We start from the raw sequence: 22,757 nt of genomic DNA on the forward strand, positions 1-22,757 counted from the left end.
CGACCTGTCGCGCCGTCAGTGCTTCAGGCGCTCGACCAGCCACTCCCGCAGGGAGGGGCCGTACTCCTCGCTGTTCAACGCAGAGTCAACCGCAGCGCGCAGATAGCCGCCGGGATTTCCGAGGTCGTGTCGAGTGCCGCGATGCACCACCACGTGCACGGGGTGACCCTCCTCGATGAGCAGGGCGATCGCATCGGTGAGCTGCAGTTCGCCGCCCGTACCGGGGGTGATCCGGCGCAGCGCGTCGAAGATCGCTCGATCGAGCAGATAGCGGCCGGCAGCGGCGAAGGTGGACGGCGCATCCTCGGGCGCCGGCTTCTCGACCATGCCGACGACCTTCAGCACGTCCGGGTTGACGGCGTCGGGCACCTCCTCGACGTCGAAGACGCCGTAGGCGCTCACCTGGTCCTTGGGCACGTCGATCGCGCACAGCACCGTGCCGCCGCGCTTGGCACGCACCCGCTGCATGGTCTCGAGGACGCCGCGCGGCAGCACGAGGTCGTCCGGGAGCAGCACCGCGATGGAGTCCTCGTCCGGATCGAGGGCGACCTCGGCGCACGCGACGGCGTGCCCGAGCCCGAGCGGCTTCTCCTGCACCACCGACTCCACCTCGAGCAGGCCCGGCGCCTTGCGGACCTTCTCGAGCAGGTGGTACTTGCCGCTCTCCTTCAGCTTCGACTCGAGGACCAGGTCCTCGACGAAATGCGCGACGACGCCGTCCTTACCCGGAGCCGTCACGATCACCAGGCGCTCGGCACCCGAGTCCGCGGCCTCCCCCGCCACGAGCTCGATTCCGGGCGTGTCCACCACCGGAAGAAGTTCCTTCGGCACGGTCTTGGTCGCGGGCAGAAAGCGCGTACCGAGACCGGCCGCGGGAACCACCGCCGTCCGGAAGTGGCCGGCTTCACCGGTCGCTCTGTTCGTCATAAACACCCACCCTAACTTTCGGCTACCACCCGGTAGATACGTCAGATCCTAAGGTGGCGGATATGAGCGCACTCTCCAAGTCGGAATGGCGGGCCCGAATCGTTGCTGCGCGACGGGCCCGCAGCGACGGGGAGCGCCGCGGCGAGGACGACGCCCTCGCCGCGGCGGCACGGTCGCTGGCCCCCGCCCGGGCGACGGTCTGCGCGTACGTGCCGGTCGGTTCGGAACCCGGGGCGTTGTCCCTGCTCGACGCCCTGCGCGAGGCCGGAAACCGGGTGCTGCTCCCGCTCACCCGCCCGGACAGCACCCTGGACTGGGCGCAGTACACCGGCCCCGGCGCCCTCGCCCCCGCCGGGTACGGCCTGCTCGAACCCACCGGGCCGGCGCTGGGCCCGGAGGAGGTGCGGCGGGCGCACACCGTGGTGGTGCCGGCGCTCGCAGTGGACGAGCGCGGCGTGCGGCTCGGTCGCGGGGCCGGCTTCTACGACCGGACCCTGCACCTCGCCGCCGCCGACGCCGTCCTGGTCGCGGTGGTCCGGGACGACGAACTCGTGCCGGAGCTGCCGGAGGATCCCCACGACATCCGGATGGGCTGGGCCCTGACCCCCGGCCGCGGCCTGGTGCCGCTGAACGGGTCGCGCAACACCGGGAATAGAGCACCCAGGTAGCCACGTTGGCACTGTCGGCTGTAGAGTGCTAATGCTGCGGTCGCCAACCAATTCGCGGAGGATCCACCGGTGCCCACTTACTCCTATGCCTGTACGTCCTGCGACAACCGATTCGACATCGTGCAGTCGTTCACCGACGACGCCCTGACGGAATGCAACGAGTGCTCGGGCAAGCTGCGCAAGCTGTTCAATTCGGTCGGCATCGTCTTCAAGGGCAGCGGCTTCTACCGCACCGACTCCCGCGGCGGAGGCAGCACCGCCAGCGAGCCGGCCAAGTCCGACTCGTCGTCCGGCAGTTCGTCGAGCACCTCGTCGTCGGACTCTTCGTCGTCGAGCACCTCGTCGGCACCGGCCGCAGCCGCAAGCTGACACGGTTTCATCCACAGGCGGACGGTTCATCCACAGTCCGCCCGTGACCGGCACTTCACCGGGCCGGCGGGCACGGCCGAACTCGTAGGGTTCGGACCATGCCCGCCGGTCCGTTCTCGTTCCCGCCCCTGCGGAATCCGCTCGATCCCACCCTGCCAGACCGCCTCACGGCCCTGATACGGCCGGGCTGGGCGCGCACCGTCGCCGTCCGCCGCGCGATCGCGGCCGGTCTCGTCGGAGTCGCGGCGGTCTCCGCCCTCACCGGCGGCCCGTCGGGCGACCGGACCCCCACGGTCGTCGCCGCCCGCGACCTGCGGCCCGGGCAGACCCTCACCGCCGACGACGTCACCGTCGTCGAGCGCGACTCGTCCCAACTCCCGTCCGGGGCACTCACCGACCCCGCCGAGGCGATCGGCCACACCCTGGCCGGACCGGTGCCCGCCGGCGAAGCCCTCGTCGGGGTGCGGATGCTCGGGCCGCGGCTGGCGGCGTCCGCTACCGGCGACGCGGCGGCCCGGGTGGTCCCGGTGCGCCTGGCCGATCCCGGCGTCGGGGATCTGCTGCGCGAAGGCGACCTCGTCGACGTCCTCACCGTCGCCGAGGACGACCCCCCCTCGTCGGGTGCGGCACCGGAGGTGCGGGTACTGGCCACGGGGGCGACCGTCGTGCTGGCCCAGGGAACGGACCGGACGAGCGACCGCGGCGAGAAGGTGGTCCTGCTCGCCCTGCCACCCGAGCCGGCGACGACTGTGGCTGCTGCATCGCTCGTGAGCGCGTTGACGGTGACCCTGCACTGATCCGGGTCGGGATCCGCATTCCGGACTTTGCGACATACCTACTGGTCTATGGTGCGACTGCGAGCATGACGACAAGACACGTCTAGGAGAAGCGCCATGTTGAAAGGCTTCAAGGACTTCCTGCTCCGCGGAAACGTACTCGACCTCGCTGTCGCGGTCGTCATCGGCACCGCGTTCACGGCCATCGTCACGGCCTTCACCAGCAACGTCATCGAACCCCTGATTGCCGCGCTCGGCGGCGACAACGAGATGGGCTGGGGCTTCCAGATCCTCGCGGACAATCCCGCCACCTTCGTCAACATCGGCGCGGTGGTCTCGGCGATCATCAATTTCGTCATCATCGCCGCCGTCGTCTACTTCGTACTGATCCTCCCGGCGAACGCGGCCAAGAAGCGGTTCGCCACCGAGAGGGACGACACCAAGGCGAGCGCCGAGGATCTGCTCATCCAGATCCGCGACCTCCTCCAGGTGCAGTCCGGCCAGACCGGCGCACACGCCAAGCTGAGCCTCGAGGAGAGGGAACAGTAGGCGCAACCGTGCCACCGACGAAAAAGGTTGGGCCCGCTCGGAATTCCGAGCGGGCCCAACCCGTGTTCAGCCTGTCGGCAGGACGTCGTGTCAGACGGTCCAGGGCTTGCCGTAGGTGGTCACGTTGTCGCCGTTCGCGGTGATGGCGCGAACGAACGGACGGACCTGAACGGCGCCGATGACGCCGGAGGCGGTGCCGTGAACGTTCGAGAACTGCACGGACTTGAAGTCACCGTCGAACTCGCCCTCGGCGACGACGAGCTCCTCGATGCCCGGAGCCGGGGTCAGCTCGAGCTCGGCGTAGGCCTGCGGGAGGATGTCGGTCACGATGATGTCACCCGCATCGAGTTCCAGCTGCGGGGTGGAGTAGGTGACGCCGATGGCGCCGTCGATGCTGCCGGCCCACGCGAACTGATAGCCGAACTGGAACGTGGTGCCCTCGGCGTCGGCAGCGGACTCACCGACGAGGTTCGCGGTGCCGCGGCCGTTGTGGAAGAACTCGCGGTTGAACGGGCTGCCACCCAGGGCCGGCACACCCTGGATGAAGGTGTCCTCCTGGGTCACCACGACCTCGTAGCCGTCCGTGGAGACGATCCGGTTCTGATCGTCGACCGCAGCCTGCGCGGAGCCGGTCGCACCGAGGACCAGGCCCAGGACAGCGGCACCGGACACCGCGGCGTTACGTGCGGCCTTGAAGCCACGCGACTTGATTCCCATGATTTCTCCGTATTTCTTGGTGGGGATTACTGCGGGGTGGGGCGAGCAGGACTAGATCGTCCAGACCTTGCCGTAAGTGGTGACGTTGTCGCCGTTCGCGGTGATCACGCGGACGAACGGGCGGACCGAGACCGCGCCGATGACGCCGGTGGCGGCACCGTGGACGTTGGCGAACTGGACGGACTTGAAGTCCCCGTCGAACTCGCCGTCGGCGACGACGAGCTCCTCGATACCCGGGGCCGGGGTCAGCTCGATGCCCGCGGTGAACTGCGGAAGGATGCTCGAGACGGTATTGGTGTTGTCGATTGCGTCGACAACCTTGTAGGCAGGGACGGGCTTACCATCCTTGTCAAGGATCGCGTTACCGTCCTTGTCATACTGAAACACCGGCTTGCCCTCGTCGTCGAGGATCGGCTCCTCGACCTGAGTGGTCGCGAACTCCGCTTCGAGCTCGGGGCTCGCCCACGCGATGCCGATCGAGCCGTCGACAGCGGCGGACCACGCGAACTGGTAGCCGAACTGGAAGGTCGAGCCCTCGAAGTCCGCGGCGTCGGGGCCGACGATGTTGGCGATGCCACGGCCGTTGTGGAACCACTCGCGGCTGAGCGGGCTGCCGCCGATCGGTGGAACACCCTGGATGAAGGTGTCCTCCTGGGTCACGATGACCTCGTGGCCGTCCGACACGATCCGGTTCTGGTCGTCGACCACAGCGCCGGCGGTCCCGGTCGATCCCAGAACCAGGCCGAACACGGCGGCGGCGGCCACCGTGACGTTGCGGGCGGCCTTCACACCGCGTCGCGTCTGCATCTTCATGAATGCCTCATCCATTCTCTGCGTGCCGGGTCACGCACACGCGTCCGACAACTGCCCTGTCGCCCGCGAGGCATGCCACACCTGAGACACCGGCGAGCGTGCTCACCGGTGCCGACGTGTGCGTCATCCGCACGGTTGCGTTTCCGATTCGTGATGAAGACCGTCGCATTAGCTACCGATCTTGACCTGAGCGAACCAGGACAGAGACTAGACCGTGACCTCTGAAGCCAGCAACGGCTACGTCCCGGGGCGAGGCCTCGTCGAACCCGAAATTGTTTCGGCCCGATGAAACAATCGGTGCCATTTCAACGGACGCCCCGAAGGGGTTGCGGAGGCGCCGAAAACCGTCTCTCACCCATTAATAGAGCCGCATACCCCCTGGTGGCAGGTTCATGCGCCGCTGTGGCCGAATACATACTGCCGGTACTTCCGTGATGCGCGCCACCGAAAGCCGGGCGCGCGTCGACCGCGACTCGCCGAGTTGCAGGGTTACGAGAAGGTTGCGGAATCCCACCGCTGGAATTAACGATTCGGCATCGGCCGACTTCTACAAGTGGGGTAGATCACATGTGGCCGTGGTGCGGCGGTACCTGCCGGCGCAGCCATTCTTCCGAGTCGGACGAATCGTCTGCCGGCGAGCGCTCGTCGCGGGTCGTCTCGGGGAGGACGTCGCCGAAGATGCGGCGGAGCCGGGCCCGGTCGATCCGGGCCCGGCTCGCGTCGTCGCGCCGTGGTGCGTCGTCCGACGACGCGCCGGACGCGCTCTCGTCCGTGCCGGTGATGGCTATCCCTCCACCCGTGACAGTTCCTCGATCACGTGCGAGGCGAGCGGCAGGAGCGTGGCCATGCCGTCGCGGATCGCCGCGCGCGAGGAGGCGAGGTTCGCGACCAACGTGGAGCCGGACAGGCCGACCAGACCGCGGGACAGACCGGCGTCCATCGCGCCGGCGGAGAAGCCGGACGAGCGCAGGGCCTCGCCGATCCCCGGGAGTTCCCGGTCGAGCACATCGGAGGTGGCGTCGGGCGTCACGTCGCGCGGCGACACCCCGGTGCCGCCGACGGAGATGACCAGGTCCACGCCGCCGATGACGGCGGTGTTGAGGGCGTTGCGGATCTCCACCTCGTCGGCCGACACCGTGACGACACCGTCCACGGCGAATCCCTCCTCTGCGAGGAGCTCGGTGACCAGGGGCCCGGCGGAGTCCGGGTTGTCGCCGTGCGCTACCCGGTCGTCCACGATCACCACGAGGGCTCGCCCAGTCCTGGGGGTTTCGAATTCCATGATGCCCACCGTAGTTGCCCTGTCCGTCGAACGAGCTGTATGTCCGAGAATGAATCCGGCGGCGTCTCTTCTCATCGGCCACCCGCCTCGGCCGCCGCGAGCTGCACGTCGACGGTCTTCTCGCTGCCACCCTGTGCGTCGGTGTAGGTGATGCGCACGGTGTCGCCGGGCGCGTACGAGCGGACCGCCGCGATCAGGGAGTCCCCGTCGGTGACGAGCCGGTCGTCGACCTTGGTGATGATCACGCCGCTCGGAATACCGGCCCGTTCCGCGGGCCCGCCGCCGGTGACCTCCATGACCCGAGCGCCGCGCACGTCGCTCTGCGACGGCACCTGGACGCCGATGACGGCGTGGGTCGCCTTGCCGGTGTCGACGAGTTCGTCGGCGATGCGGCGTGCCTGATCGACCGGGATCGCGAAGCCGAGGCCGATGGATCCGGACTGTCCGCCGGCCGTGGCGATCGCCGTGTTGACGCCGATCAGCTGGCCGTCCATGTTCACCAGCGCGCCGCCGGAGTTGCCGGGGTTGATCGCGGCGTCGGTCTGCAGCGCATCGATGACGGTGTTCTGGTTGCCGGTCTCCCCGCTGGTCGACACGGGCCGGTCCAGGGCCGAGACGATACCGGTGGTCACCGTGCTCTCGAGACCGAGCGGCGAGCCGACCGCCACCACCTGCTGGCCCACCTGCACGGCGTTCGAGTCGCCGAGCTCGATCGGGGTGAGGTCGGTGCGGCCCTCCGCGCGGATCACGGCGATGTCGGAGATCGGGTCGGCGCCCACGATGGTCGCGGGGACCGAGCTGCCGTCGGAGAAGTACACCGTGAGCTGCGCGCCGGCGCCGCCCCCGGCGACGACGTGGTTGTTGGTGAGGATCAGGCCGTCGGAGGACAGGATCACGCCCGAGCCCTCGCCCTGCGCGGTGCGGCCGACCACCTCGATGCGCACGACGCTCGGTACGACCTTCTGCGCGACGGCCTGCACCGAACCGGCGGGGGCGGCGGCGACGGTCGTCGTGGACGGCCGCGGCGCGTCGAGGGCGTTGGTGACGGCCGTGCCGCCGGTCGACTGCTGCGTGGTCCACGCGCCGACGGCGCCGCCGATCCCGCCGCTGACCAGTGCCAGCGCGACGGCGCCGAGGGCGAGCAGGCCCCGCGCCGATCGGGGTGAACCCTGGGGCCCCGGCGCGGGCTGGGGCGGGGCGCCGAACGGCGCGGTGTGCCCGTACCCGGCATAGGGACCGGAGGGAGCCTGGTAGGGATTCGGCTGGTGCGGTGTCGGCTGCTGCGGTGTCGGCTGGTGCGGCTCGGGGCGGCCGCCACCCGGTGTGGGGTCCTCGCTCATCTCATCGCTTTCGGTCTACACGGCCGCCGGGTCGGCGGCTCGTCGTTCGGCTTCCAGCATGCCCGCGGCGGCTGAGAGTCCGCTTAGATCCGACGGCGATTTTCCTGTCAATCCGCCGGGTGTTCGAGCTGCGGGGTGCCGGGCAGCACGATCCGGACGAGGGCACCCCCACGCGACGAGATGTCGACCGCGATGGTGCCGCCGTGCTTCATCACCACCTGCCGCACGATCGCGAGGCCGAGGCCGGATCCGGGCATCGACCTCGACGCGGTGGAGCGGTAGAACCGCTCGAACACCAGCTCGCGGTCCTCCTCGGGGATGCCGGGCCCGGCGTCGTCGACGGTCAGCTCCATCAGGCCGGTGCCGAGCTGGCGCATCGACACCAGCACCTCGGCGTCGGCGGGACTCCACTTGGCAGCGTTGTCGAGGACGTTGAGCACCGCCCGGGAGAGCGCGGCGTGGTCGCCGTAGACGAACCACGGTTCCGTGTGCGCCGTGAAGTCGATGTCGGAGCGGCGGCGCCGGGCGCGTTCGAGGCTGCGCTCGACGACCTCCGAGATGTCGACGGGTTCGAACACCGTCTCGGGGGCGTCCTCGCGGGCGAGGTCGACGAGGTCGCCCACCAGGGTGGACAGCTCCTCGATCTGCGCCACCACGTCGGCGCGCAGCTCCGCCATGTCCTCCTCGGGCAGGTTCGGCGCGTCGGGCCGGCTCGCCGCGATGAGCAGCTCCATGTTCGTGCGCAGCGACGTCAGCGGGGTGCGCAGCTCGTGGCCGGCGTCGGCGACGAGCCGGCTCTGCCGCTCCCGCGACTCGGCGAGGGCGCGCAGCATCGTGTTGAAGCTCTCGGTGAGCCGGGCCAGCTCGTCGTGCCCGGTCACGCGGATCGGCCGCAGGTCGTCGGTGCGGGCGACCCGCTCGGCCGCCGCGGTGAGGCGCGCGACGGGGCGCAGACCGGTGCGTCCCACCGTCGCGCCGGCAGCGGCGGCGAGCACCACGCCGCACCCGCCGACGACGAACAGCACGCTCGCGAGCCGTTTGAGGATGTCCGCCGTCGGCTGCAGGCGCTGGGCGATGACGATGGTGCTGCCGTCGGGGATGCGCTGCGCGAGCACCCGCTGATGGCCGACGGTGCGCAGCGACGACTCCCGTTCGCCCTTCGCGACGGCGAGTTCGGCGCCGCCGATCGGGACGGACGACCCGGGCGGGACGTACTGCCCCAGGTTGGAGTAGATGAGCGCCACGCTGATGTCGGAGCTGTAGAGCTGGGCGCCACCGATGTAGCGGGGGTCGTAGGTGATCAGGGTGCTGCTCTCGACGAGCGCGGCAGCCCGCGCCCGCAACTGCTTGTCGACGTCGGCGTAGAGGGCGCGGGCCACCACCGCGTACGCCGCGATGGAGGTCACCGCGACGGCGATCGCCACCGCGCCGGCGGCCAGCAGCGTGACACGCCGGCGCAGCGGCACCGACCGGGTCAGCAGCAGCGGGGGGCGCATGGGGCGCTTCGAATCCGGGTCGGCGCCGTCGAGCCGGGTCACGGCGGGGTTTCCCGCAGGACGTAGCCGACGCCGCGAACCGTGTGGATCAGGCGCGGCTCCCCGTCGGCCTCGGTCTTGCGGCGCAGGTAGCCCACGTACACCTCGAGGGCGTTGCCGGAGGTGGGGAAGTCGTAGCCCCACACCTCCTCGAGGATGCGGCTGCGGCTGAGGACCCGGCGGGGGTTCGCCATAAGCATTTCCATGAGCGCGAACTCGGTGCGGGTGAGGCTGATCGACCGGGTGCCGCGGGTGACCTCGCGGGTGGAGGGGTTCAGCGTCAGGTCCGCGAAACGCAGCGTCTCCTCCGACTCGGTGGCCGGGTCGGGCGAGGCGCGGCGGAGCAGCGCGCGAAGCCGGGCGAGCAGCTCCTCGAGCGCGAACGGCTTGGGGAGGTAGTCGTCGGCACCGGCGTCCAGGCCGGCGACGCGCTCGGAGACGGAGTCACGGGCGGTCAGGACGAGGATGGGCAGGTCGTCGCCGGTGCTGCGGAGTCGGCGGCACACCTCGAGGCCGTCGACCCGCGGCATCATCACGTCGAGGACCATCGCGTCGGGACGCTCGGCCGCGACCTGTTCGAGGGCGTCCTGCCCGTCCGTGGCGAGTTCGACGGTGTATCCGTTGAAGCTCAGTGATCGGCGCAGGGACTCCCGCACCGCCCGGTCGTCGTCGACCACCAGAATGCGCATGGCCTCCAGTGTGGACCCGACCGCTGAGAGGTGTCTGAGAGGGCGGCGGCGTGTCCGGCGAGGGGGACCCGCCCGGCGCCGCGGTTCCCCCTCGCGGGTCGTCACACCTCGTTCGGGTCGATCACCCCGAGCCGCACGGCCTTCACGAGCCGTCGCGGGACGTGGTGCGTGACACCGGCGACGGTGACCGGCACCAGGGCCGGGACCTGCGCGTGCCACTGCGAGCGGCGGCTGCGGGTGTTGGACCGGGACATCCGGCGCTTGGGTACTGCCATGGTGGTTCTCCTCGGGTGTCCGGGTGGGGGTCAGGGCCGGCGGCGCTTGCCGTACTTGCGTTCGAACTTCTCGACCCGGCCGGCGGCGTCGAGCACGCGGGCCGTTCCCGTCCAGAAGGGGTGGGATTCGCTGGTGACGTCCACGACGATCAGCGGGTAGGTGTTGCCGTCGGACCATTCGACCGTGCGGTCGGCGGTGACGGTGGAGCGGGTCAGGAACGCCGATCCGGTGTTGGCGTCCTGGAACACCACGGGGTGGTAGTCGGGGTGGATGCCGGGCTTCATGCTCGTCCTTCTCCTTCTGTCGGTGCGGTGCCGGCGGTGGGTGCCGGCAGGTCGTCGCACGGGTCTTCGTGGTACTCGCCGAACGGGTCGTCCCACGTCGGCCAGGCCGCCGGGTCGGCGAACTCCTCGTCGGTGAGCAGTGCCCACTCCAGGGCGCGGTGGATCTCGTCGGGGTCCGCGTCGTGGGTGAGGATCACCATCGAGGTGTCGCGGTCCCCGTGGGTGTCGTCCCAGCGCAGTGCCGCCATGGCCCGCCGTTCGCCGGAGACGCGTTGCTGTTGCTCGGGAGTCATCGCGGCGAGCCACGGCCCGGCGTGGGCGACGCGCAGGCCCTCACCGGCGGACTCGATCAGCAGCGCGTTGTCCGGTTGCGTCGCGACCCAGGCCCGGCCGCGGGCGCGGACCACGCCGTCGAGGAGGACATCGATCGCCTCGTGCAGGCGCTGCGGGTGGAAGGGCCGGCGGGCACCGAACTCGAGCAGCCGCACGCCGCAGTCCTCGCCGAGCGGTGGTTGACCGCGCAGCAGCGGAGAGTGCGCGTCGGACACCGTCCCGCGCCGCGCGCCGGGCGGGATCTGCCGGAGCAGGTGTTCGACGTCGACGTCCTCGCCCCACGCCAGGGGTGCGTCGGGCGCGAGCCGCGAGAGCACCGCGTGCAGCTTCGCCTGCTGCCAGCCGTCGGCTCCGGGCCGGACGACGAGGGCGTCGGCGAACTCGACCTGGCCGACGACGACCTGGGCGACGGTGCGGTCGTCGTCGAGTTCCTCGTCGCCGGTGGCGTCGGTGAGCCAGGTGGCGGCGTCGATGCAGGTGACGGTGGCCTCGATCCGCACGTCGTGGGCGGCGGGTCCGTCGATCTGCCCGACCACGCCGGAGACGACGACGTGCTCGACGGCCCAGCACAGCGCCTCGGGTTCGAGCCGCGGGTCGAGGAGCAGGACGATGCGGTCGACGTTGCTGCGGGCGTGCAGGCGCCGCAGCAGCGGGAGCAGATCCTCGCGGAGGGTGCAGGAGACGCAGCCGTGGGCCAGTTCGAGCACGTCGAGGCGGTCGTCGTGCACGGTGGTGAGGGTGCGGCGCACGACCCCCTCACCGACGTGGTCGAGGTCGTGGTGCACGACGACGGTTCCCGGACGCAGCAGGGCCCGCGCGGTGCGTTCGGTGGGTCCGCGCCGGCCCGAGACGACGATCAGCGGCGTTCTGGTGTCCACCGGAACCCCTTTCGGTAACGATTGTCATTAGCTCGAAGGGAGCGTACAGTTGCTCGGGCCATTTGTCGAAAACGATTGTCGTTACGCCCTCGGGGCGCCGACAGAAGGGAGCCCGCCGTGTCGGCGCACTGCCAGGTGACCGGACGCAAGCCCGGCTTCGGGAAATCCGTCTCCCATTCGCACGTCCGCAGCAATCGCCGCTGGGACCCGAACATCCAGCGCAAGACCTACTACCTGCCCTCCGAGGGACGCCGGGTCACCCTGACGCTCTCCGCCAAGGGCATCAAGACCATCGACCGCGACGGCATCGAAGCCGTCGTCGCCCGCCTCCGCGCCCGAGGAGAAAAGCTCTAGTGGCCCGCAACGAGATCCGACCCATCGTCAAGCTCCGCTCCACCGGCGGCACCGGGTACACCTACGTCACCCGCAAGAACCGGCGCAACGATCCCGACCGGCTGGTCCTGCGCAAATACGATCCCGTGCTGCGCCGCCACATCGACTTCCGCGAGGAAAAGTAGGCCATGGCCAAGAAATCGAAGATCGCCCGCAACGAGCAGCGCAAGCTCGTCGTCGCCCGCTACGCCGCACGTCGCGCGGAACTGAAGGAGATCGTGCGGCGCCCGTCGAGCACCGACGCGGAACGCCTCGCCGCCCGGACCGCCCTGCAGCGTCTGCCGCGCGACGCCAGTCCGGTACGATTGCGCAATCGAGACGCTGCGGATGGACGTCCGCGCGGCCACCTGCGGAAGTTCGGGCTCTCACGCGTGCGCGTGAGGGAACTCGCGCACCGCGGCGAGCTGCCCGGCGTCCACAAGTCGAGCTGGTGAGGAGCGAGTCATGGCAGTCAAGAGGGGCCCGTCGAAGAAGTCGCGTGCCGTGGAAGGCCGCAAGCCCAAGAAGAACCCGCTGTTCGCGGCGAAGATCGAGTACGTCGACTACAAGGACGTGAACCTGCTCCGCACGTTCATCTCCGATCGCGGCAAGATCCGCAGCCGTCGCGTGACCGGCCTGACCCCGCAGCAGCAGCGGCAGGTCGCCGTCGCGGTCAAGAACGCCCGCGAGATGGCGCTGCTGCCCTTCACCACCACCAGCAAGTAGAGCTCCACTCGCGACGAGGGTCGCGCGGGCACGTGCCCGCGCGGCCCTCGTCGTATCTGTGGACCGTCGAGTGTGCACAATTCGCGCTGGCTCACGGGGCAGTTTCAGGAAGCCAGTGCAACACCTGCGATCAGTTCGGCCAGTCTGTCACACGGCTTTCGCCACCCGAGGGTTTGCCGGGGCCGGAGGTTGAGCAGGCGTTGAGTTTCGGCGAGATCGGCGTCGCTGACCTCGTTGAAATTCGTGCCCTTGGGATAGAAGTCCCGGATCAGACCGTTGGTGTTCTCGTTGGTGCCGCGCTGCCACGGCGAATGCGGATCGCAGAAGAACACCCGACAGCCCGTGGCGACGGTGAACTGCGCGTGCGAGGCCATCTCGTTGCCTTGGTCCCAGGTGATCGTGCGGGTCAGCTCGGCGGGCAGGCCCTCGATCATACGAGTGAGCACGTCGATGACCGTGGTGCTGTCGCGAGTGCCGGGAAGCCGCCCGAGCAGCGTGTACCGGGTCGACCGTTCGACCAGGGTGACGATCCCGGAATTGTCCGGTCCTACCACCAGATCGCCTTCCCAATGCCCCGGCACCGCCCGGTCGGCCACCTCGGCCGGGCGGTCGCTCAACAGCGCCCCCTCGAGCCACGGCCGTTTGCTGCGGGCCGGCAGCTTCGACCGGGGCACCCGGGTGGTGCGCCCGGATCGCAGTGCCTTGACCACGGTCAACTCGTGCCGCAACGTTCCTTTGCCCTGCACGTAGAGGGCTTGGTAGATCGTCTCGTGGGACACGTGCATCTCCGGCTGCTCGGGGAACAGGATCTGCAGTTCCGCCGCGACCTGCTGCGGAGAGAACCGGTGATTCAACAGTGCCACGACCCGGCCTCGCAGGGCTGGGCCGGCGAGCTTGGCCGGTCGTGGACGGGGGCGCTGCGTCAACGCCCGGTAGTGGGCGAGTTCCGCGTCGTAGTGGCTCTCTCCCCAGTCCGTGACGCTGTGTGCCTCGAGCTCCCGCGCGATCGTCGACGGAGCCCTTCCCAGTTCCGCAGCGATCGCGCGTATCGACAGCGGTTGGGGCAGCGACAGCGCGGCCTGGATGAACGACCTGTCCGCCAGTGTGAGCCGACGGTAGGACCTACCCGGTGTCCGTGGTGGCTCGGCGTCCATCGGCACCGGCTTCACACCGCCGACATGCCCCAGGCAGATCTCCATGCCCGCACGCTCAGCCCACCGGTTCACCGTCGTTCTCGACACGCCCAGAGTATCGCCGAGCTCCAACGCGGATCGACCACGGGCCAACCCCCGATATGCCGCTGCTCGTGTCTCCCAGGGAATCTTCCTCGTCACCAACACACCCTTCGACTAGGGGTGTTGCGTTGGCTTCCTGAAACTACCCGGCGTGTCGTCACGAGAAGTGCGCGCTCACGGGGCGACGGACGCGCGCAGGGCGGGCGCGGCGGGCCGACGCAGGGCGTCCGCGAGATCGTCCAGCCGGACCGGTTCGGCGACGAGTTCGTCCCACGGGTAGGTACCGGCCGTGCGGGTCAGGAACGCCACGGCACGACGGAGGTGGGCGGGCTCGTAGTTGTGGACTCCGGTGACGGTGAGCCACCCCCGCACGACGGCCTCGGGGTCGAGGGGCACCGAAGGGCCCGGCGTCACGGACCCGGCCAGCACGAGGTGGCCCCCGACGTCGAGCCGGCGCAGGCACTCCCCCACCGCCGCGACGGATCCCGAGAAGTCGAGCGCGACGTCGACGGGGCCGCCCTCGTCGCCGAGGGCCCCGAACCGCTCGGCCACCGCGATCCGTTCCGCATCCGGGTCGGCGACGCGCACATCGGCACCGGCCGCCGCGCACAGCGCGATCGCGGTGACCCCGAGCAGGCCGGCGCCGCACACCAGCACCCGCCGTCCGGCGACGTCACCGGCCGCCTCGACAGCGGCGACCGCCGTCGCCGTCGCACATGCCGCCGGGGCCGCGACGACGTCCGGCACCGAGTCCGGCACCCGGACCACGCCCACCCCGGCCGGCAGCACGATGTGGTGGGCGTAGCCGCCCGACAACGCCCAGTCGCCGTCGAACGGTTCGTGCCCCACCTTGCGCACGGCCCGGCACTTGGCGGTCCGCCCGGACACGCACCTGTCGCACGCGCCGCACGAGGCCGTGACAGTCCACACGACGCGCGCGCCGACGACGGTCCCGGCACCGGGACCGGCCGCGACGACGTCACCGACGGCTTCGTGCCCCAGCACCGACGGCCGCGGCCCGGGCCGCCGTCCGGCGACGGTGTGCAGGTCGCTGCCGCACACGGTTGCGAGCCGGACACGCACCAGCAGTTCCCCGTCACCGAGCCGCGGGACGGGGACGTCGAGCACGTCGACGCCGTCGCCGGTCCACACGGCCGCGCGCGTCAGACCACCAGCGACCGGATCCATCCCGACATCCTTTCGATCAGGTAGACGACGGCGAACACGATGATCACGATCGCTCCGGCGAACTCGAAGTTCAGGGTGCGGATCGCCTCGAACAGCAGGAAGCCGACGCCGCCGGCGCCGACGATGCCGAGCACCGTCGAGGTGCGAATGTTGACGTCGAGCAGGTAGAGGCTCGAGCCGATGACGGACGGCACCGCCTGCGGAATCACCGCCGCGAACAACGTCTTCCACCAGCCCCCGCCGACGGCCCGCACCGCCTCGACCGGCCCGGGATCGATCTCCTCGACGGCGTCCGCCACGAGTTTGCCGAGGAATCCCACGGATCCGAGAGCGAGTGCGCACGCCCCCGCGACGGGACCGAGGCCGATCGCGGCGACGAAGATCACCGCGAGGATCAGCTCGGGCACCGCGCGGACGAACAGGATCACCGAGCGAGCCGACCAATACACAGCCGAGTTCGGGGACACGTTGCGGGCGGCGAGTATCCCGAACGGCAGGGAGAGCACGATCCCGGCGGCCGTGGCGACCGCACCGATCGCGAAGGTTTGCAGGACGGCGTCGAGCAGCCTGCCGCCGACGGCGGTGAAGTCCGGCGGGAGCAGCCGGGTGAACACCTCGAGTGACGGACCGATCCACGTGACCAGCGCACGCGGGTCGATACGCAGGCTGATCAGTGCACCGATCGTGGCGGCGGCGACCGTGCCGGAGAAGATGAGTCGCGCGGCTCTTTCCCGGCGCGGATCCGGAACGGAGGGTGCCAGCAGAACCCGCCGGACGATGACCGCGAGCACCTCCATCGCGGCGATGATCGCGAGGATCACGTACACGATGCCCAACGCCCGCGGATACACCAGTCCGCGCAGGGCGTCCTGGAGCGCGAACCCGATGCCGCCGGCGCCGACGAAACCGAGCACGACGGAGGTGCGCAGGTTGATGTCGATGCGGTAGACGAAGGTACCCATCCAGGACGGAACCACCTGGGGCACCACGGCATTGAGCATCTCGCGGACATAGCCGGCACCCGTGCTGCGTACCGCCTCCCGTGGTCCGGGATCGGTCTGCTCGACGGCGTCGGCGAACAGCTTGCCGAGCATGCCGATGGAATGCAGCGCGAGCGCGAGCACGCCGGGCAGGACACCGATGCCGAGGGCGCGGACGAACAGCACCGCGAACAGCAGGTCCGGCACCGCCCGGCAGAAGGTGATCACCGCGCGCGCCACCGTGTACACGGCGGGGTGCGGGGTGGTGTTGCGGGCGGCCAGGAAGGCCAGCGGCACCGACGCGACGGTCGCGAGCACCGTCCCGAGCACCGCCATCAGCAGCGTGTCGAGGGCGAGTTTCCAGATCCGGCCCGGATCGTCGAGGGTGGGTGGAAACATGCGGCCGAGCAGGCCGGCGACGTCGTCGAGCCCGTCGAGCAGTGCCACGGGGGCGAAGTCGATGTAGCGGGCGGAGACCAGGACGACGAGGAGCGCGACAGCCGCGCACGTTCCCAGCAGACGCCGGCGGCGGACGGCCGACCGCGGCAGGCGCCGCCCGACACGGTCGGGCGGCGACGGCGCGAGGGCGGTGCTCACGACGGTCCCGTCGGCGCCGAGGCCGGCCGGGCGGCCGGGTCGACCCGCCGGTAGATGTCCATGGCCTCACCCCTGCTCAGCTCCACGGCCGGCCGGTCGAGCACCTTCCGTCCGCCGCGCAGGCCGACGATCCGGTGGGCCCACCCCAGCGCGAGGTCCACCTGGTGCAGGGTGCACACAACGGTGAGCTTGTCCTCCATGCACACACGGAAGAGCAGGTCCATCACCACCCCGGCGTTCTCGGGGTCGAGGGACGCGACCGGTTCGTCGGCGAGCAGGACGGTGGGACGCTGCATCAGGGTCCGCGCGATCGCGACCCGTTGCTGCTGCCCACCGGAGAGGGTGTCGGCGCGACGATCCGCGAGGTCGGCCAGCCCCACGCGGTCGAGGTGGTCGAGGGCCTCGGTGCGCATCCGCTTCGGGTACGTCGCGGCGCCGTAGCGGGGCAGGCGCAGGCGCCCGAGCCCGCCGACGAGGACGTTCTCGAGGCAGCTGAGCCGGCCGACGAGGTTGAAGTGCTGGAAGACGAACCCGACCTCCCGCCGCAGCATGCGCAGCTCGGCGCGGGACGCCAGATCGACGCGGGTGCCGGCCACCTCCACGGCCCCGTCAGTGACGCTGTGCAGACCGTTGAGGCAGCGCAGCAGCGTCGACTTGCCGGAGCCGGACAGGCCCAGCAGCACGACGAGTTCGCTGCGGTGCACCTCGAGGTCGACACCGTCGAGAGCCACGGTGTCGCCGAACTTCTTCGTGACGCGACGGGCGGAGACGACGACATCATCGCCCGCCACGGTGAGGTCTTCGTCACCCGCGACGGTGAGGTCTTCGTCGCCCGCGACGGTGTGATCGCTGTTCAACTCAGCCCTTGCACTTGTCGGACTCGGTCAGGGCACACACCTCGCGCACGCCCTCGTAGTCGGCGTCGGTCGCGGCGACGACGCCCCACGCCCGTTCGTCGGTGATGCGGCACTCGCCGTCGCACAGTCCCGCGGCGCGCATGTGATCGGCGTTGGCCTTGTCGACGAAGATCGTGCGGAGCCGGTCGACGGTGTCGGCACCGAGCGAGTTGCTCGCCACGAACAGCGAGCCGGCGATCGTCTCGGACTCCCAGACCTTCTTCAGTTCGCCTTCCTTCAGGTCGCCGCTGGCGATCATGGTCTCGTCGACCATGGTGTCGAAGGCGAATCCGGCATCGCAGTCGCCGGCGGCGATCGCGAGGGCCGAGGCGTCGTGGCCGCCCGCGTAGATCGGGTTCACACCGGCGGCGACGGCCTGCTCGGTGCCGGATTCGACGACGCCGGCCTCGATGAGTCCCGCGGAGGGGTAGAGGAATCCGGACGTGGATCCCGGGTCCACGAAGCACACGTCCTTGCCGGCGAAGTCGTCGATGCCGTCGATCTCGGTGTTGTCGGAGCGGGTGAGGCCGTAGGACCGGTAACCCGGCTCGCCGCCGGCGGCCTGGACGACGGCGCCGAGCGGGCTGACATCGGCGCCGTTGACGCCGGCCACGACGTAGGCGAACGGGCCGAAGAAGGCGAGGTCGACGTTGTCGGCGATGATGCCCTCGACCACGCCGGCGTAGTCGGAGGCCTGCACGAACTCGACCTCGGCGTCGGTCTCGCGCTCGAGGAGCGCGATGAGCGGGTCGTAACCGGCCTGCAGGTCCGCCGAGTTCTCGGCGGGAATCGCGGCCAGGGTGAGCTTCTCGGGGAAGCCCTGGGCGTTGACGGCGTCGGGATCGGAGCCGCCGCAGGCGGTGAGGGCGAGAGCGAGGCCGGTCGCGAGCGCGGTCGCGGCGACCGTTCGGCTGGAGCAGTGCATGTCGGGAAGTCCTCGGGGTCGGGGTGTCTGTCAGGACTGCAGGAGCAGATCGGGCAGGTCGGCGACGGAATCGACGATGTGGGTGGCCCCGGCGTCGCGCAGCGCCTGTTCGTCGTGGGCGCCGGTGCGGGTGCCGGCGACGACGGAGGCACCGGCGCGGCGGCCGGAGAGCATGTCGCCCACGGTGTCGCCGACCACGGCGACCTCGCGAACGTCGTCGATCTCGGCGCGCAGCAGCGCGGTGAGCACCAGGTCGGGGTACGGCCGGCCGCGAACGGCGTCGGACGGCGCGAGGGTGAGATCGGCGAGGTCCTCCCAGCCGAGGGCGGCGAGCAGCCGGTCCTGGGTGGTGCGGCTGAAGCCGGTGGTGAGGGCCACGGCGAGGCCGGCGTCGCGCAACCGGGTGATCGCCCCGGCGGCCCCGGGGATCGGCTCGACCTCGCCGGCGTCGACGAATTCGTCGTAGGCCCGCTCGAAGGCGGCGTTCGCGGCGCGGGCCCGTTCCTCGGAGCCGAACAGGGACCGGAAGACGACGATCTTGGACCGGCCCATCGTGTCGAGGACGTAGCTCCGGGCGGCGTCGCGTTCGGGCCCGTCGGCGGGCAGTCCGACGCTGGTGGCGGCCGCGTCGAAGGCGCGGAGGACGAGGCCGCCGTCGGCGACGGTGGTGCCGGCCATGTCGAGCACGGCCAGTCGGATGACAGTCATTGCTACTCCGGAATCGTTGCGGGAGAGGATGTTCAGAGCTCGAGGAGATCGGCGGTCCGCTCGCCGAGGTAGGGGCCGAGGGTCATGCCGCGGCCGCCCGGCCCGGCGATGATCCAGATGTCGTCGTCGACGCGGGCACGGTGGACGAGTTCGGTGGGATCGAGGCACTGGCTGTAGACCCCGGCCCAGCGCCGCATCACCGGCGGGAGCCGGCGTCCGAGCAGGTCCTCCGCGACGGTGACGAGGTGCTCGTACGGGGCCTCGTCGACGTCGAAGGCGAACGGTTCGTCGTACTCGTGGGTGTCGCCGAGAGTGAGCCCGCCGTCCAGGCGCTGCACGCACAGCAGCTGCATGCGGTGCCGCTCGGCGGTGAGCGCCTGCGGTTCGCGCGCCTTCAGCTCCTCCAGCGCGGCCCCGGCGAATCCCGGGTAGTAGCGCAGGCTGTCGCCGTCGGCGACGGACGTGGTGAGCTTCTCCCCCAGCGGCGCGGTCTGCATCATCTGCAATCGCACGCGGCGCAGGGGCAGGTCGCCGCCGAGTTCGCGGGCGAGACCGGACAGGGTCGCTCCGGGGCACACGAGCACGAGGTCGGCCTCGTGGACGGTGCCGTGGTCGTCGCGCACCTGCACGGTGCCGTGGGCGGTGCGGGTCACGGTGCGCGCCTCGGTCTCCGGCCGGAATCGATACCGCCCGGAGGTGGCGAGGTGCCACCGGATCGCGGGCAGGGCGACGCGGGATTCGACGGCGGCGTCGGTGCTGCAGTGCAGACCGGCGACGAACTTGCCGCGCAGGGCGGGATTGAGCCGCCGGACCGCCTCGGGCTCGAGCAGGGTGAAGCCCCGGTCACGCGCGTCGGCGCGGTCCGCGGCCTCCCGGGCGACGGCCACCTCGGCGTCGGTGCGAAGAAGGGTGATCGATCCGTTCGCCCGGAAACCGATGCCGGGGACGCGGGCGCCGAGCTCGGCCCACAACTCGCGGGAGCGCAGGGTGGCAGCCAGTTCGCCCTCGGTACGCCCGGAGACCCACACGAGGCCGAAGTTGCGGACGGTGGCGCCCCGGGCCTCCGGTTCGCGTTCGAGGTGAACGACGTCGTGTCCGCGGCGGACGGCGGCGTCGGCGTGGGCGGTGCCCAGAATGCCGCCGCCGATGATCAGGATTCGCATGGCCCCGAGCCTGAGCGATGGTCTAGACCAATGAGGGGACGGCAGGCGAACGCGCGGTGAACAATTGGTATAGACCAAAATCCGGTACGCTTCGAGCGTGACAGCAACCGCTCGCGAGGCCCGGGTCCCCAAGCACCAGATCGTGCGGCATCAGGTCGACGCCCTGCTCGACGAGCTCTCCGTCGGCGACCCGGTGCCTTCCGAGCGCGACCTCGCCACCCGGTTCGACGTGGCCCGGGAGACCGTGCGCCAGGCGCTGCGCGAACTCCTCGTCGACGGCCGCATCGAACGCCGCGGCCGGGGCACCGTCGTCGCGAAGCCCAAGATCCTGCAACCGCTGATCATCGGCTCCTACACCGAGGCCGCCCTCGCGGAGGGCCGCAGCGCGGGACGCATTCTCGTCGGCTGGACCGACCTCGCCGCCGACCCCGACCTCGCCGAGGTACTCGCGATCGCCGTCGGCGACCCCGTCCTCGAACTCGAACGCGTCCTGCTCACCGACGGCGTCCGCGTCGGACTCGAACGGACGCGCCTGCCCGCCGATCGCTATCCGGGACTCGTCGACAGCTTCGACTCCACGTCGTCGCTGTACGCGGCGATCCGCGCGCGCGGGATCACCTTCGCGCGCGCGGTCGAGTACATCGAGACCACCCTGCCCGACGCCCGCGAGGCGGCACTCCTCGACGCCGACATCCGCACGCCCATGCTCCTGCTCAACCGCGTTTCCTACGATCAGCACGACGCGCCGATCGAGCAGCGGCGGTCGCTCTACCGCGGGGACCGGATGACGTTCGTCGCCACGGTGACGCCCTGAGTCCGCCCCGGAGCACGGCGGCGAGGTGCGCCGGGCCCGGAGCCCCTCAGGAACCGTCGTCGCCGCACACGCCGAGATGCTGCAGGACCAGTTCCTGCCGTCGCACCAGCCGCTCCGAGATCGTCCAGTCGGCGTGCTGGTAGCGCGGATGCTGAGCCAGCGCGATGACGTTGGCCGGAGGGTAAACAATCGGGTCGGTCGGCATTTTTTCAGCATCGCAGACTTTCGCCCGCGATGTCCGGCCGGGCTCCCACCCGCATCGTTCCTGCTGCCCGGCACGCCCGGTGAGCCGCGGTGCCGTTACCGCCGGTAAGGTTCTCGGCCTGGCGTGCAGCGCCTGAGTGTCGGGTGGTGACGAAGGGTTGTGACGGTCGGTGTCGGGCGTGATCGCGGGATTCAGCGTCATCTTCGTGATCATCGCGATCGGATTCGCGCTCGGCCGCACCGGCACGCTCGGACCCGAGGGACAGTTTGTGCTCAGCCGGATGGTGTTCTTCGTCGCCACTCCCGCGCTGCTGTTCGACTCGCTGGCCACCTCCGACCTGTCGGTGATCTTCTCCCCCACCCTGTACGTCGCCGCGGCCACGGCGTTCGCCGTCGCCGCGCTCTACCTCGTCGTCGCGAAGCTGTGGCTGCGCCGACCCCTGCCGGAACTGACGATCGGCGCGCTCGCCGCCTCCTACGTCAACTCCGCCAACCTCGGCATCCCGATCGCGGTGTTCGTCCTCGGCGACGCCTCCTTCGTCGCGCCGCTGCTGCTGTTCCAGATCGTGCTGTTCTCCCCCATCGCGTTGACGATGCTGGACCTGTCCACGATGCGCGCCGGGGCGTCCCGGATGGAGACGATCACCGCCCCGTTCAAGAACCCCATCGTGCTGGCCGGTGCGGCCGGGCTCACCGTCGCCGTCGCCGGCTGGACGCTGCCCACCGCGCTGATGCAGCCGTTCCACCTCCTCGGGGGCGCCTCGGTGCCGGGTGCCCTGCTCGCGTTCGGCCTGTCGCTCCAGGGCGTGCGGGTGCTCGAAAAGGGCACGAGCCCACGCCGCGACGTCGCGCTCGCCTCGGTACTCAAGATCGTGGTGCAGCCCGTCCTCGCCTACGTCATGGCCCGCCACCTGATGGGCCTCGACGGGCACGAGCTCTTCGCGATCGTCGTGGTGGCGACGCTGCCGACCGCACAGAACGTGTTCGTCTACGCCAGCCGCTACGGCCGCGGCATGGTGCTCGCCCGCGACGCCGCGCTGGTCACCACGCTCGCCTCGATACCCGCGATCGGCGTCGTCGCCGCGCTGCTGGCATGACGGGCACGGCTAGGTTGAGACCCATGCGATTGCTGCTGCTCGCCGCCTGCTGCGTCCTGGCCGTCGCGTGCGGTCCGGGCGGCGCCGGCGTCCCCGCCCTGCCCGAGGCGCCGACGCCGGAGGGGGCAACGGTCTTCACGGCCCGCGACGATCTCGTCGACCCGCACCCGATCCCGATACAGTCGTGGACCCGCGTCGGCGGCGACCGCATCGCCGTCCACTTCGAGACCGGCACACCCGAGTGTTTCGGGGTCGACGCCACCGTCACCGAGTCCGGCACCTCCGTGACGGTGGCGCTGCGCGGCGGCACGCTGCCCGAGGCGGTGGACCGGGCGTGCATCATGATCGCCGTCACCGGTGTGCTCGAACTGACGCTGCGGGCGCCGCTCGCCGACCGGATCGTGACGGCCGGCTGA

General features: G+C 70.5%; 29 protein-coding genes. 11 read left to right on the top strand and 18 right to left on the bottom strand.

Annotation, left to right across the window (positions count from 1 at the left end; all coding sequences use genetic code 11):
* Nucleotides 1-15: 15 nt before the first annotated feature.
* On the bottom strand, nucleotides 16-927 hold the full coding sequence (locus tag A4U64_RS17570) for a UTP--glucose-1-phosphate uridylyltransferase (protein ID WP_065922890.1): 912 nt from the start codon (nucleotides 925-927) through the stop codon (nucleotides 16-18).
* 62 nt (nucleotides 928-989) lie between these two features.
* On the opposite strand from A4U64_RS17570, the gene A4U64_RS17575 reads away from it, so the two are divergent.
* The 4 genes from A4U64_RS17575 to mscL all read left to right on the top strand — a co-directional run bounded on the left by A4U64_RS17575 (nucleotide 990) and on the right by mscL (nucleotide 3,289).
* Nucleotides 990-1,595: a 5-formyltetrahydrofolate cyclo-ligase gene (locus tag A4U64_RS17575; RefSeq protein WP_065922891.1), complete on the top strand. Its 606-nt coding sequence runs from the start codon at nucleotides 990-992 to the stop codon at nucleotides 1,593-1,595.
* 69 nt (nucleotides 1,596-1,664) lie between these two features.
* On the top strand, nucleotides 1,665-1,964 hold the full coding sequence (locus tag A4U64_RS17580; protein ID WP_006944967.1) for an FmdB family zinc ribbon protein: 300 nt from the start codon (nucleotides 1,665-1,667) through the stop codon (nucleotides 1,962-1,964).
* 98 nt (nucleotides 1,965-2,062) lie between these two features.
* Entirely contained in the window at nucleotides 2,063-2,761 is a 699-nt protein-coding gene (cpaB, locus tag A4U64_RS17585; protein ID WP_065922892.1) for a Flp pilus assembly protein CpaB, read from the top strand.
* A gap of 96 nt (nucleotides 2,762-2,857) precedes the next feature.
* Nucleotides 2,858-3,289 (top strand): large conductance mechanosensitive channel protein MscL, encoded by a 432-nt coding sequence (mscL, locus tag A4U64_RS17590; RefSeq protein WP_050034763.1) that lies wholly within the window; start codon nucleotides 2,858-2,860, stop codon nucleotides 3,287-3,289.
* Nucleotides 3,290-3,379: 90 nt separating this feature from the next.
* Here mscL and A4U64_RS17595 read toward each other — a convergent pair whose 3' ends face one another.
* From A4U64_RS17595 to mrf, 9 genes are all read right to left on the bottom strand, one after another.
* Complete coding sequence (locus tag A4U64_RS17595; protein WP_065922893.1) at nucleotides 3,380-4,006, bottom strand: MspA family porin; 627 nt, start codon at nucleotides 4,004-4,006, stop codon at nucleotides 3,380-3,382.
* Nucleotides 4,007-4,057: 51 nt separating this feature from the next.
* Nucleotides 4,058-4,819, bottom strand: coding sequence for an MspA family porin (locus A4U64_RS17600; protein ID WP_065922894.1), 762 nt, complete (start codon nucleotides 4,817-4,819; stop codon nucleotides 4,058-4,060).
* A 784-nt stretch (nucleotides 4,820-5,603) separates the two neighbouring features.
* The gene (locus A4U64_RS17605; RefSeq protein ID WP_029542037.1) at nucleotides 5,604-6,101 is read right to left on the bottom strand and encodes a MogA/MoaB family molybdenum cofactor biosynthesis protein; all 498 of its coding nucleotides are present in this window, start codon (nucleotides 6,099-6,101) and stop codon (nucleotides 5,604-5,606) included.
* A gap of 71 nt (nucleotides 6,102-6,172) precedes the next feature.
* A complete protein-coding gene (locus tag A4U64_RS17610) occupies nucleotides 6,173-7,441 on the bottom strand; it encodes a S1C family serine protease (RefSeq protein WP_006944973.1) in 1,269 nt (422 codons plus the stop codon).
* Nucleotides 7,442-7,548: 107 nt separating this feature from the next.
* On the bottom strand, nucleotides 7,549-8,937 hold the full coding sequence (locus A4U64_RS17615; RefSeq protein WP_202916546.1) for a HAMP domain-containing sensor histidine kinase: 1,389 nt from the start codon (nucleotides 8,935-8,937) through the stop codon (nucleotides 7,549-7,551).
* A gap of 38 nt (nucleotides 8,938-8,975) precedes the next feature.
* Nucleotides 8,976-9,665, bottom strand: a complete 690-nt coding sequence (locus A4U64_RS17620; protein WP_006944976.1) for a response regulator transcription factor — start codon at nucleotides 9,663-9,665, stop codon at nucleotides 8,976-8,978.
* Nucleotides 9,666-9,766: 101 nt separating this feature from the next.
* The gene (gene rpmF, locus A4U64_RS17625) at nucleotides 9,767-9,940 is read right to left on the bottom strand and encodes a 50S ribosomal protein L32 (RefSeq protein WP_006944977.1); all 174 of its coding nucleotides are present in this window, start codon (nucleotides 9,938-9,940) and stop codon (nucleotides 9,767-9,769) included.
* A gap of 30 nt (nucleotides 9,941-9,970) precedes the next feature.
* Nucleotides 9,971-10,225, bottom strand: a complete 255-nt coding sequence (locus A4U64_RS17630; protein WP_006944978.1) for a type B 50S ribosomal protein L31 — start codon at nucleotides 10,223-10,225, stop codon at nucleotides 9,971-9,973.
* Complete coding sequence (gene mrf, locus A4U64_RS17635) at nucleotides 10,222-11,436, bottom strand: ribosome hibernation factor-recruiting GTPase MRF (protein ID WP_050034759.1); 1,215 nt, start codon at nucleotides 11,434-11,436, stop codon at nucleotides 10,222-10,224. The genes A4U64_RS17630 and mrf overlap by 4 nt, the downstream gene beginning before the upstream one ends.
* Before the next feature lie 117 nt (nucleotides 11,437-11,553).
* On the opposite strand from mrf, the gene rpmB reads away from it, so the two are divergent.
* The 4 genes from rpmB to rpsR are packed head-to-tail and all read left to right on the top strand — an operon-like array spanning nucleotide 11,554 to nucleotide 12,534.
* On the top strand, nucleotides 11,554-11,790 hold the full coding sequence (gene rpmB, locus A4U64_RS17640; protein ID WP_006944981.1) for a 50S ribosomal protein L28: 237 nt from the start codon (nucleotides 11,554-11,556) through the stop codon (nucleotides 11,788-11,790).
* Nucleotides 11,790-11,954 carry a 50S ribosomal protein L33 gene (rpmG, locus tag A4U64_RS17645; RefSeq protein WP_003937781.1) on the top strand — a complete coding sequence of 55 codons (165 nt, stop codon included), beginning with the start codon at nucleotides 11,790-11,792 and terminating at the stop codon, nucleotides 11,952-11,954. Before rpmB ends, rpmG begins: the two co-directional genes overlap by 1 nt.
* Nucleotides 11,955-11,957: 3 nt before the next feature.
* Nucleotides 11,958-12,263: a 30S ribosomal protein S14 gene (rpsN, locus tag A4U64_RS17650; protein ID WP_006944984.1), complete on the top strand. Its 306-nt coding sequence runs from the start codon at nucleotides 11,958-11,960 to the stop codon at nucleotides 12,261-12,263.
* 10 nt (nucleotides 12,264-12,273) lie between these two features.
* Nucleotides 12,274-12,534 carry a 30S ribosomal protein S18 gene (gene rpsR, locus A4U64_RS17655; protein ID WP_006944985.1) on the top strand — a complete coding sequence of 87 codons (261 nt, stop codon included), beginning with the start codon at nucleotides 12,274-12,276 and terminating at the stop codon, nucleotides 12,532-12,534.
* Nucleotides 12,535-12,638: 104 nt separating this feature from the next.
* Here rpsR and A4U64_RS17660 read toward each other — a convergent pair whose 3' ends face one another.
* The 7 genes from A4U64_RS17660 to A4U64_RS17690 all read right to left on the bottom strand — a co-directional run bounded on the left by A4U64_RS17660 (nucleotide 12,639) and on the right by A4U64_RS17690 (nucleotide 20,226).
* Entirely contained in the window at nucleotides 12,639-13,868 is a 1,230-nt protein-coding gene (locus tag A4U64_RS17660; protein WP_232334099.1) for an IS30 family transposase, read from the bottom strand.
* A 75-nt stretch (nucleotides 13,869-13,943) separates the two neighbouring features.
* The gene (locus A4U64_RS17665; protein WP_050034758.1) at nucleotides 13,944-14,957 is read right to left on the bottom strand and encodes an alcohol dehydrogenase catalytic domain-containing protein; all 1,014 of its coding nucleotides are present in this window, start codon (nucleotides 14,955-14,957) and stop codon (nucleotides 13,944-13,946) included.
* Nucleotides 14,933-16,534 (bottom strand): phosphonate ABC transporter, permease protein PhnE, encoded by a 1,602-nt coding sequence (gene phnE / locus A4U64_RS17670; RefSeq protein ID WP_065922895.1) that lies wholly within the window; start codon nucleotides 16,532-16,534, stop codon nucleotides 14,933-14,935. Before phnE ends, A4U64_RS17665 begins: the two co-directional genes overlap by 25 nt.
* Entirely contained in the window at nucleotides 16,531-17,325 is a 795-nt protein-coding gene (phnC, locus tag A4U64_RS17675) for a phosphonate ABC transporter ATP-binding protein (RefSeq protein WP_065923521.1), read from the bottom strand. The genes phnE and phnC overlap by 4 nt, the downstream gene beginning before the upstream one ends.
* Before the next feature lie 67 nt (nucleotides 17,326-17,392).
* Nucleotides 17,393-18,355: a phosphate/phosphite/phosphonate ABC transporter substrate-binding protein gene (locus tag A4U64_RS17680; protein ID WP_065922896.1), complete on the bottom strand. Its 963-nt coding sequence runs from the start codon at nucleotides 18,353-18,355 to the stop codon at nucleotides 17,393-17,395.
* A 30-nt stretch (nucleotides 18,356-18,385) separates the two neighbouring features.
* A complete protein-coding gene (locus A4U64_RS17685) occupies nucleotides 18,386-19,063 on the bottom strand; it encodes a phosphonatase-like hydrolase (RefSeq protein WP_065922897.1) in 678 nt (225 codons plus the stop codon).
* Nucleotides 19,064-19,095: 32 nt separating this feature from the next.
* Complete coding sequence (locus tag A4U64_RS17690; protein WP_065922898.1) at nucleotides 19,096-20,226, bottom strand: TIGR03364 family FAD-dependent oxidoreductase; 1,131 nt, start codon at nucleotides 20,224-20,226, stop codon at nucleotides 19,096-19,098.
* 97 nt (nucleotides 20,227-20,323) lie between these two features.
* On the opposite strand from A4U64_RS17690, the gene A4U64_RS17695 reads away from it, so the two are divergent.
* A complete protein-coding gene (locus A4U64_RS17695) occupies nucleotides 20,324-21,040 on the top strand; it encodes a GntR family transcriptional regulator (protein WP_006945000.1) in 717 nt (238 codons plus the stop codon).
* 46 nt (nucleotides 21,041-21,086) lie between these two features.
* On the opposite strand, the gene A4U64_RS28275 is transcribed toward A4U64_RS17695, so the two are convergent.
* Nucleotides 21,087-21,446, bottom strand: a complete 360-nt coding sequence (locus A4U64_RS28275; RefSeq protein ID WP_152103971.1) for a hypothetical protein — start codon at nucleotides 21,444-21,446, stop codon at nucleotides 21,087-21,089.
* Here A4U64_RS28275 and A4U64_RS17700 point away from each other — a divergent pair.
* Together A4U64_RS17700 and A4U64_RS17705 are read left to right on the top strand one after the other, a co-directional pair.
* On the top strand, nucleotides 21,415-22,341 hold the full coding sequence (locus A4U64_RS17700; RefSeq protein WP_006945002.1) for an AEC family transporter: 927 nt from the start codon (nucleotides 21,415-21,417) through the stop codon (nucleotides 22,339-22,341). The genes A4U64_RS28275 and A4U64_RS17700 overlap by 32 nt on opposite strands.
* 23 nt (nucleotides 22,342-22,364) lie before the next feature.
* Nucleotides 22,365-22,757: a hypothetical protein gene (locus A4U64_RS17705; RefSeq protein ID WP_029542015.1), complete on the top strand. Its 393-nt coding sequence runs from the start codon at nucleotides 22,365-22,367 to the stop codon at nucleotides 22,755-22,757.

The sequence above is a fragment of the Rhodococcus sp. WB1 genome (assembly GCF_001700945.1).
In the GTDB taxonomy this organism is placed as follows: Bacteria; Actinomycetota; Actinomycetes; order Mycobacteriales; family Mycobacteriaceae; genus Rhodococcus; species Rhodococcus aetherivorans.

Bases quoted from the DNA above. Each gene is read 5' to 3' on its own strand.
- A4U64_RS17570 (WP_065922890.1), bottom strand. From the start codon at position 927: ATGACGAACAGAGCGACCGGTGAAGCCGGCCACTTCCGGACGGCGGTG.
- A4U64_RS17575 (WP_065922891.1), top strand. From the start codon at position 990: ATGAGCGCACTCTCCAAGTCGGAATGGCGGGCCCGAATCGTTGCTGCG.
- cpaB (WP_065922892.1), top strand. From the start codon at position 2,063: ATGCCCGCCGGTCCGTTCTCGTTCCCGCCCCTGCGGAATCCGCTCGAT.
- mscL (WP_050034763.1), top strand. From the start codon at position 2,858: ATGTTGAAAGGCTTCAAGGACTTCCTGCTCCGCGGAAACGTACTCGAC.
- A4U64_RS17595 (WP_065922893.1), bottom strand. From the start codon at position 4,006: ATGGGAATCAAGTCGCGTGGCTTCAAGGCCGCACGTAACGCCGCGGTG.
- A4U64_RS17600 (WP_065922894.1), bottom strand. From the start codon at position 4,819: ATGAAGATGCAGACGCGACGCGGTGTGAAGGCCGCCCGCAACGTCACG.
- A4U64_RS17605 (WP_029542037.1), bottom strand. From the start codon at position 6,101: ATGGAATTCGAAACCCCCAGGACTGGGCGAGCCCTCGTGGTGATCGTG.
- A4U64_RS17610 (WP_006944973.1), bottom strand. From the start codon at position 7,441: ATGAGCGAGGACCCCACACCGGGTGGCGGCCGCCCCGAGCCGCACCAG.
- A4U64_RS17615 (WP_202916546.1), bottom strand. From the start codon at position 8,937: ATGCGCCCCCCGCTGCTGCTGACCCGGTCGGTGCCGCTGCGCCGGCGT.
- A4U64_RS17620 (WP_006944976.1), bottom strand. From the start codon at position 9,665: ATGCGCATTCTGGTGGTCGACGACGACCGGGCGGTGCGGGAGTCCCTG.
- rpmF (WP_006944977.1), bottom strand. From the start codon at position 9,940: ATGGCAGTACCCAAGCGCCGGATGTCCCGGTCCAACACCCGCAGCCGC.
- A4U64_RS17630 (WP_006944978.1), bottom strand. From the start codon at position 10,225: ATGAAGCCCGGCATCCACCCCGACTACCACCCCGTGGTGTTCCAGGAC.
- rpsN (WP_006944984.1), top strand. From the start codon at position 11,958: ATGGCCAAGAAATCGAAGATCGCCCGCAACGAGCAGCGCAAGCTCGTC.
- rpsR (WP_006944985.1), top strand. From the start codon at position 12,274: ATGGCAGTCAAGAGGGGCCCGTCGAAGAAGTCGCGTGCCGTGGAAGGC.
- A4U64_RS17665 (WP_050034758.1), bottom strand. From the start codon at position 14,957: ATGGATCCGGTCGCTGGTGGTCTGACGCGCGCGGCCGTGTGGACCGGC.
- A4U64_RS17680 (WP_065922896.1), bottom strand. From the start codon at position 18,355: ATGCACTGCTCCAGCCGAACGGTCGCCGCGACCGCGCTCGCGACCGGC.
- A4U64_RS17685 (WP_065922897.1), bottom strand. From the start codon at position 19,063: ATGACTGTCATCCGACTGGCCGTGCTCGACATGGCCGGCACCACCGTC.
- A4U64_RS17690 (WP_065922898.1), bottom strand. From the start codon at position 20,226: ATGCGAATCCTGATCATCGGCGGCGGCATTCTGGGCACCGCCCACGCC.
- A4U64_RS28275 (WP_152103971.1), bottom strand. From the start codon at position 21,446: ATGACGCTGAATCCCGCGATCACGCCCGACACCGACCGTCACAACCCT.
- A4U64_RS17705 (WP_029542015.1), top strand. From the start codon at position 22,365: ATGCGATTGCTGCTGCTCGCCGCCTGCTGCGTCCTGGCCGTCGCGTGC.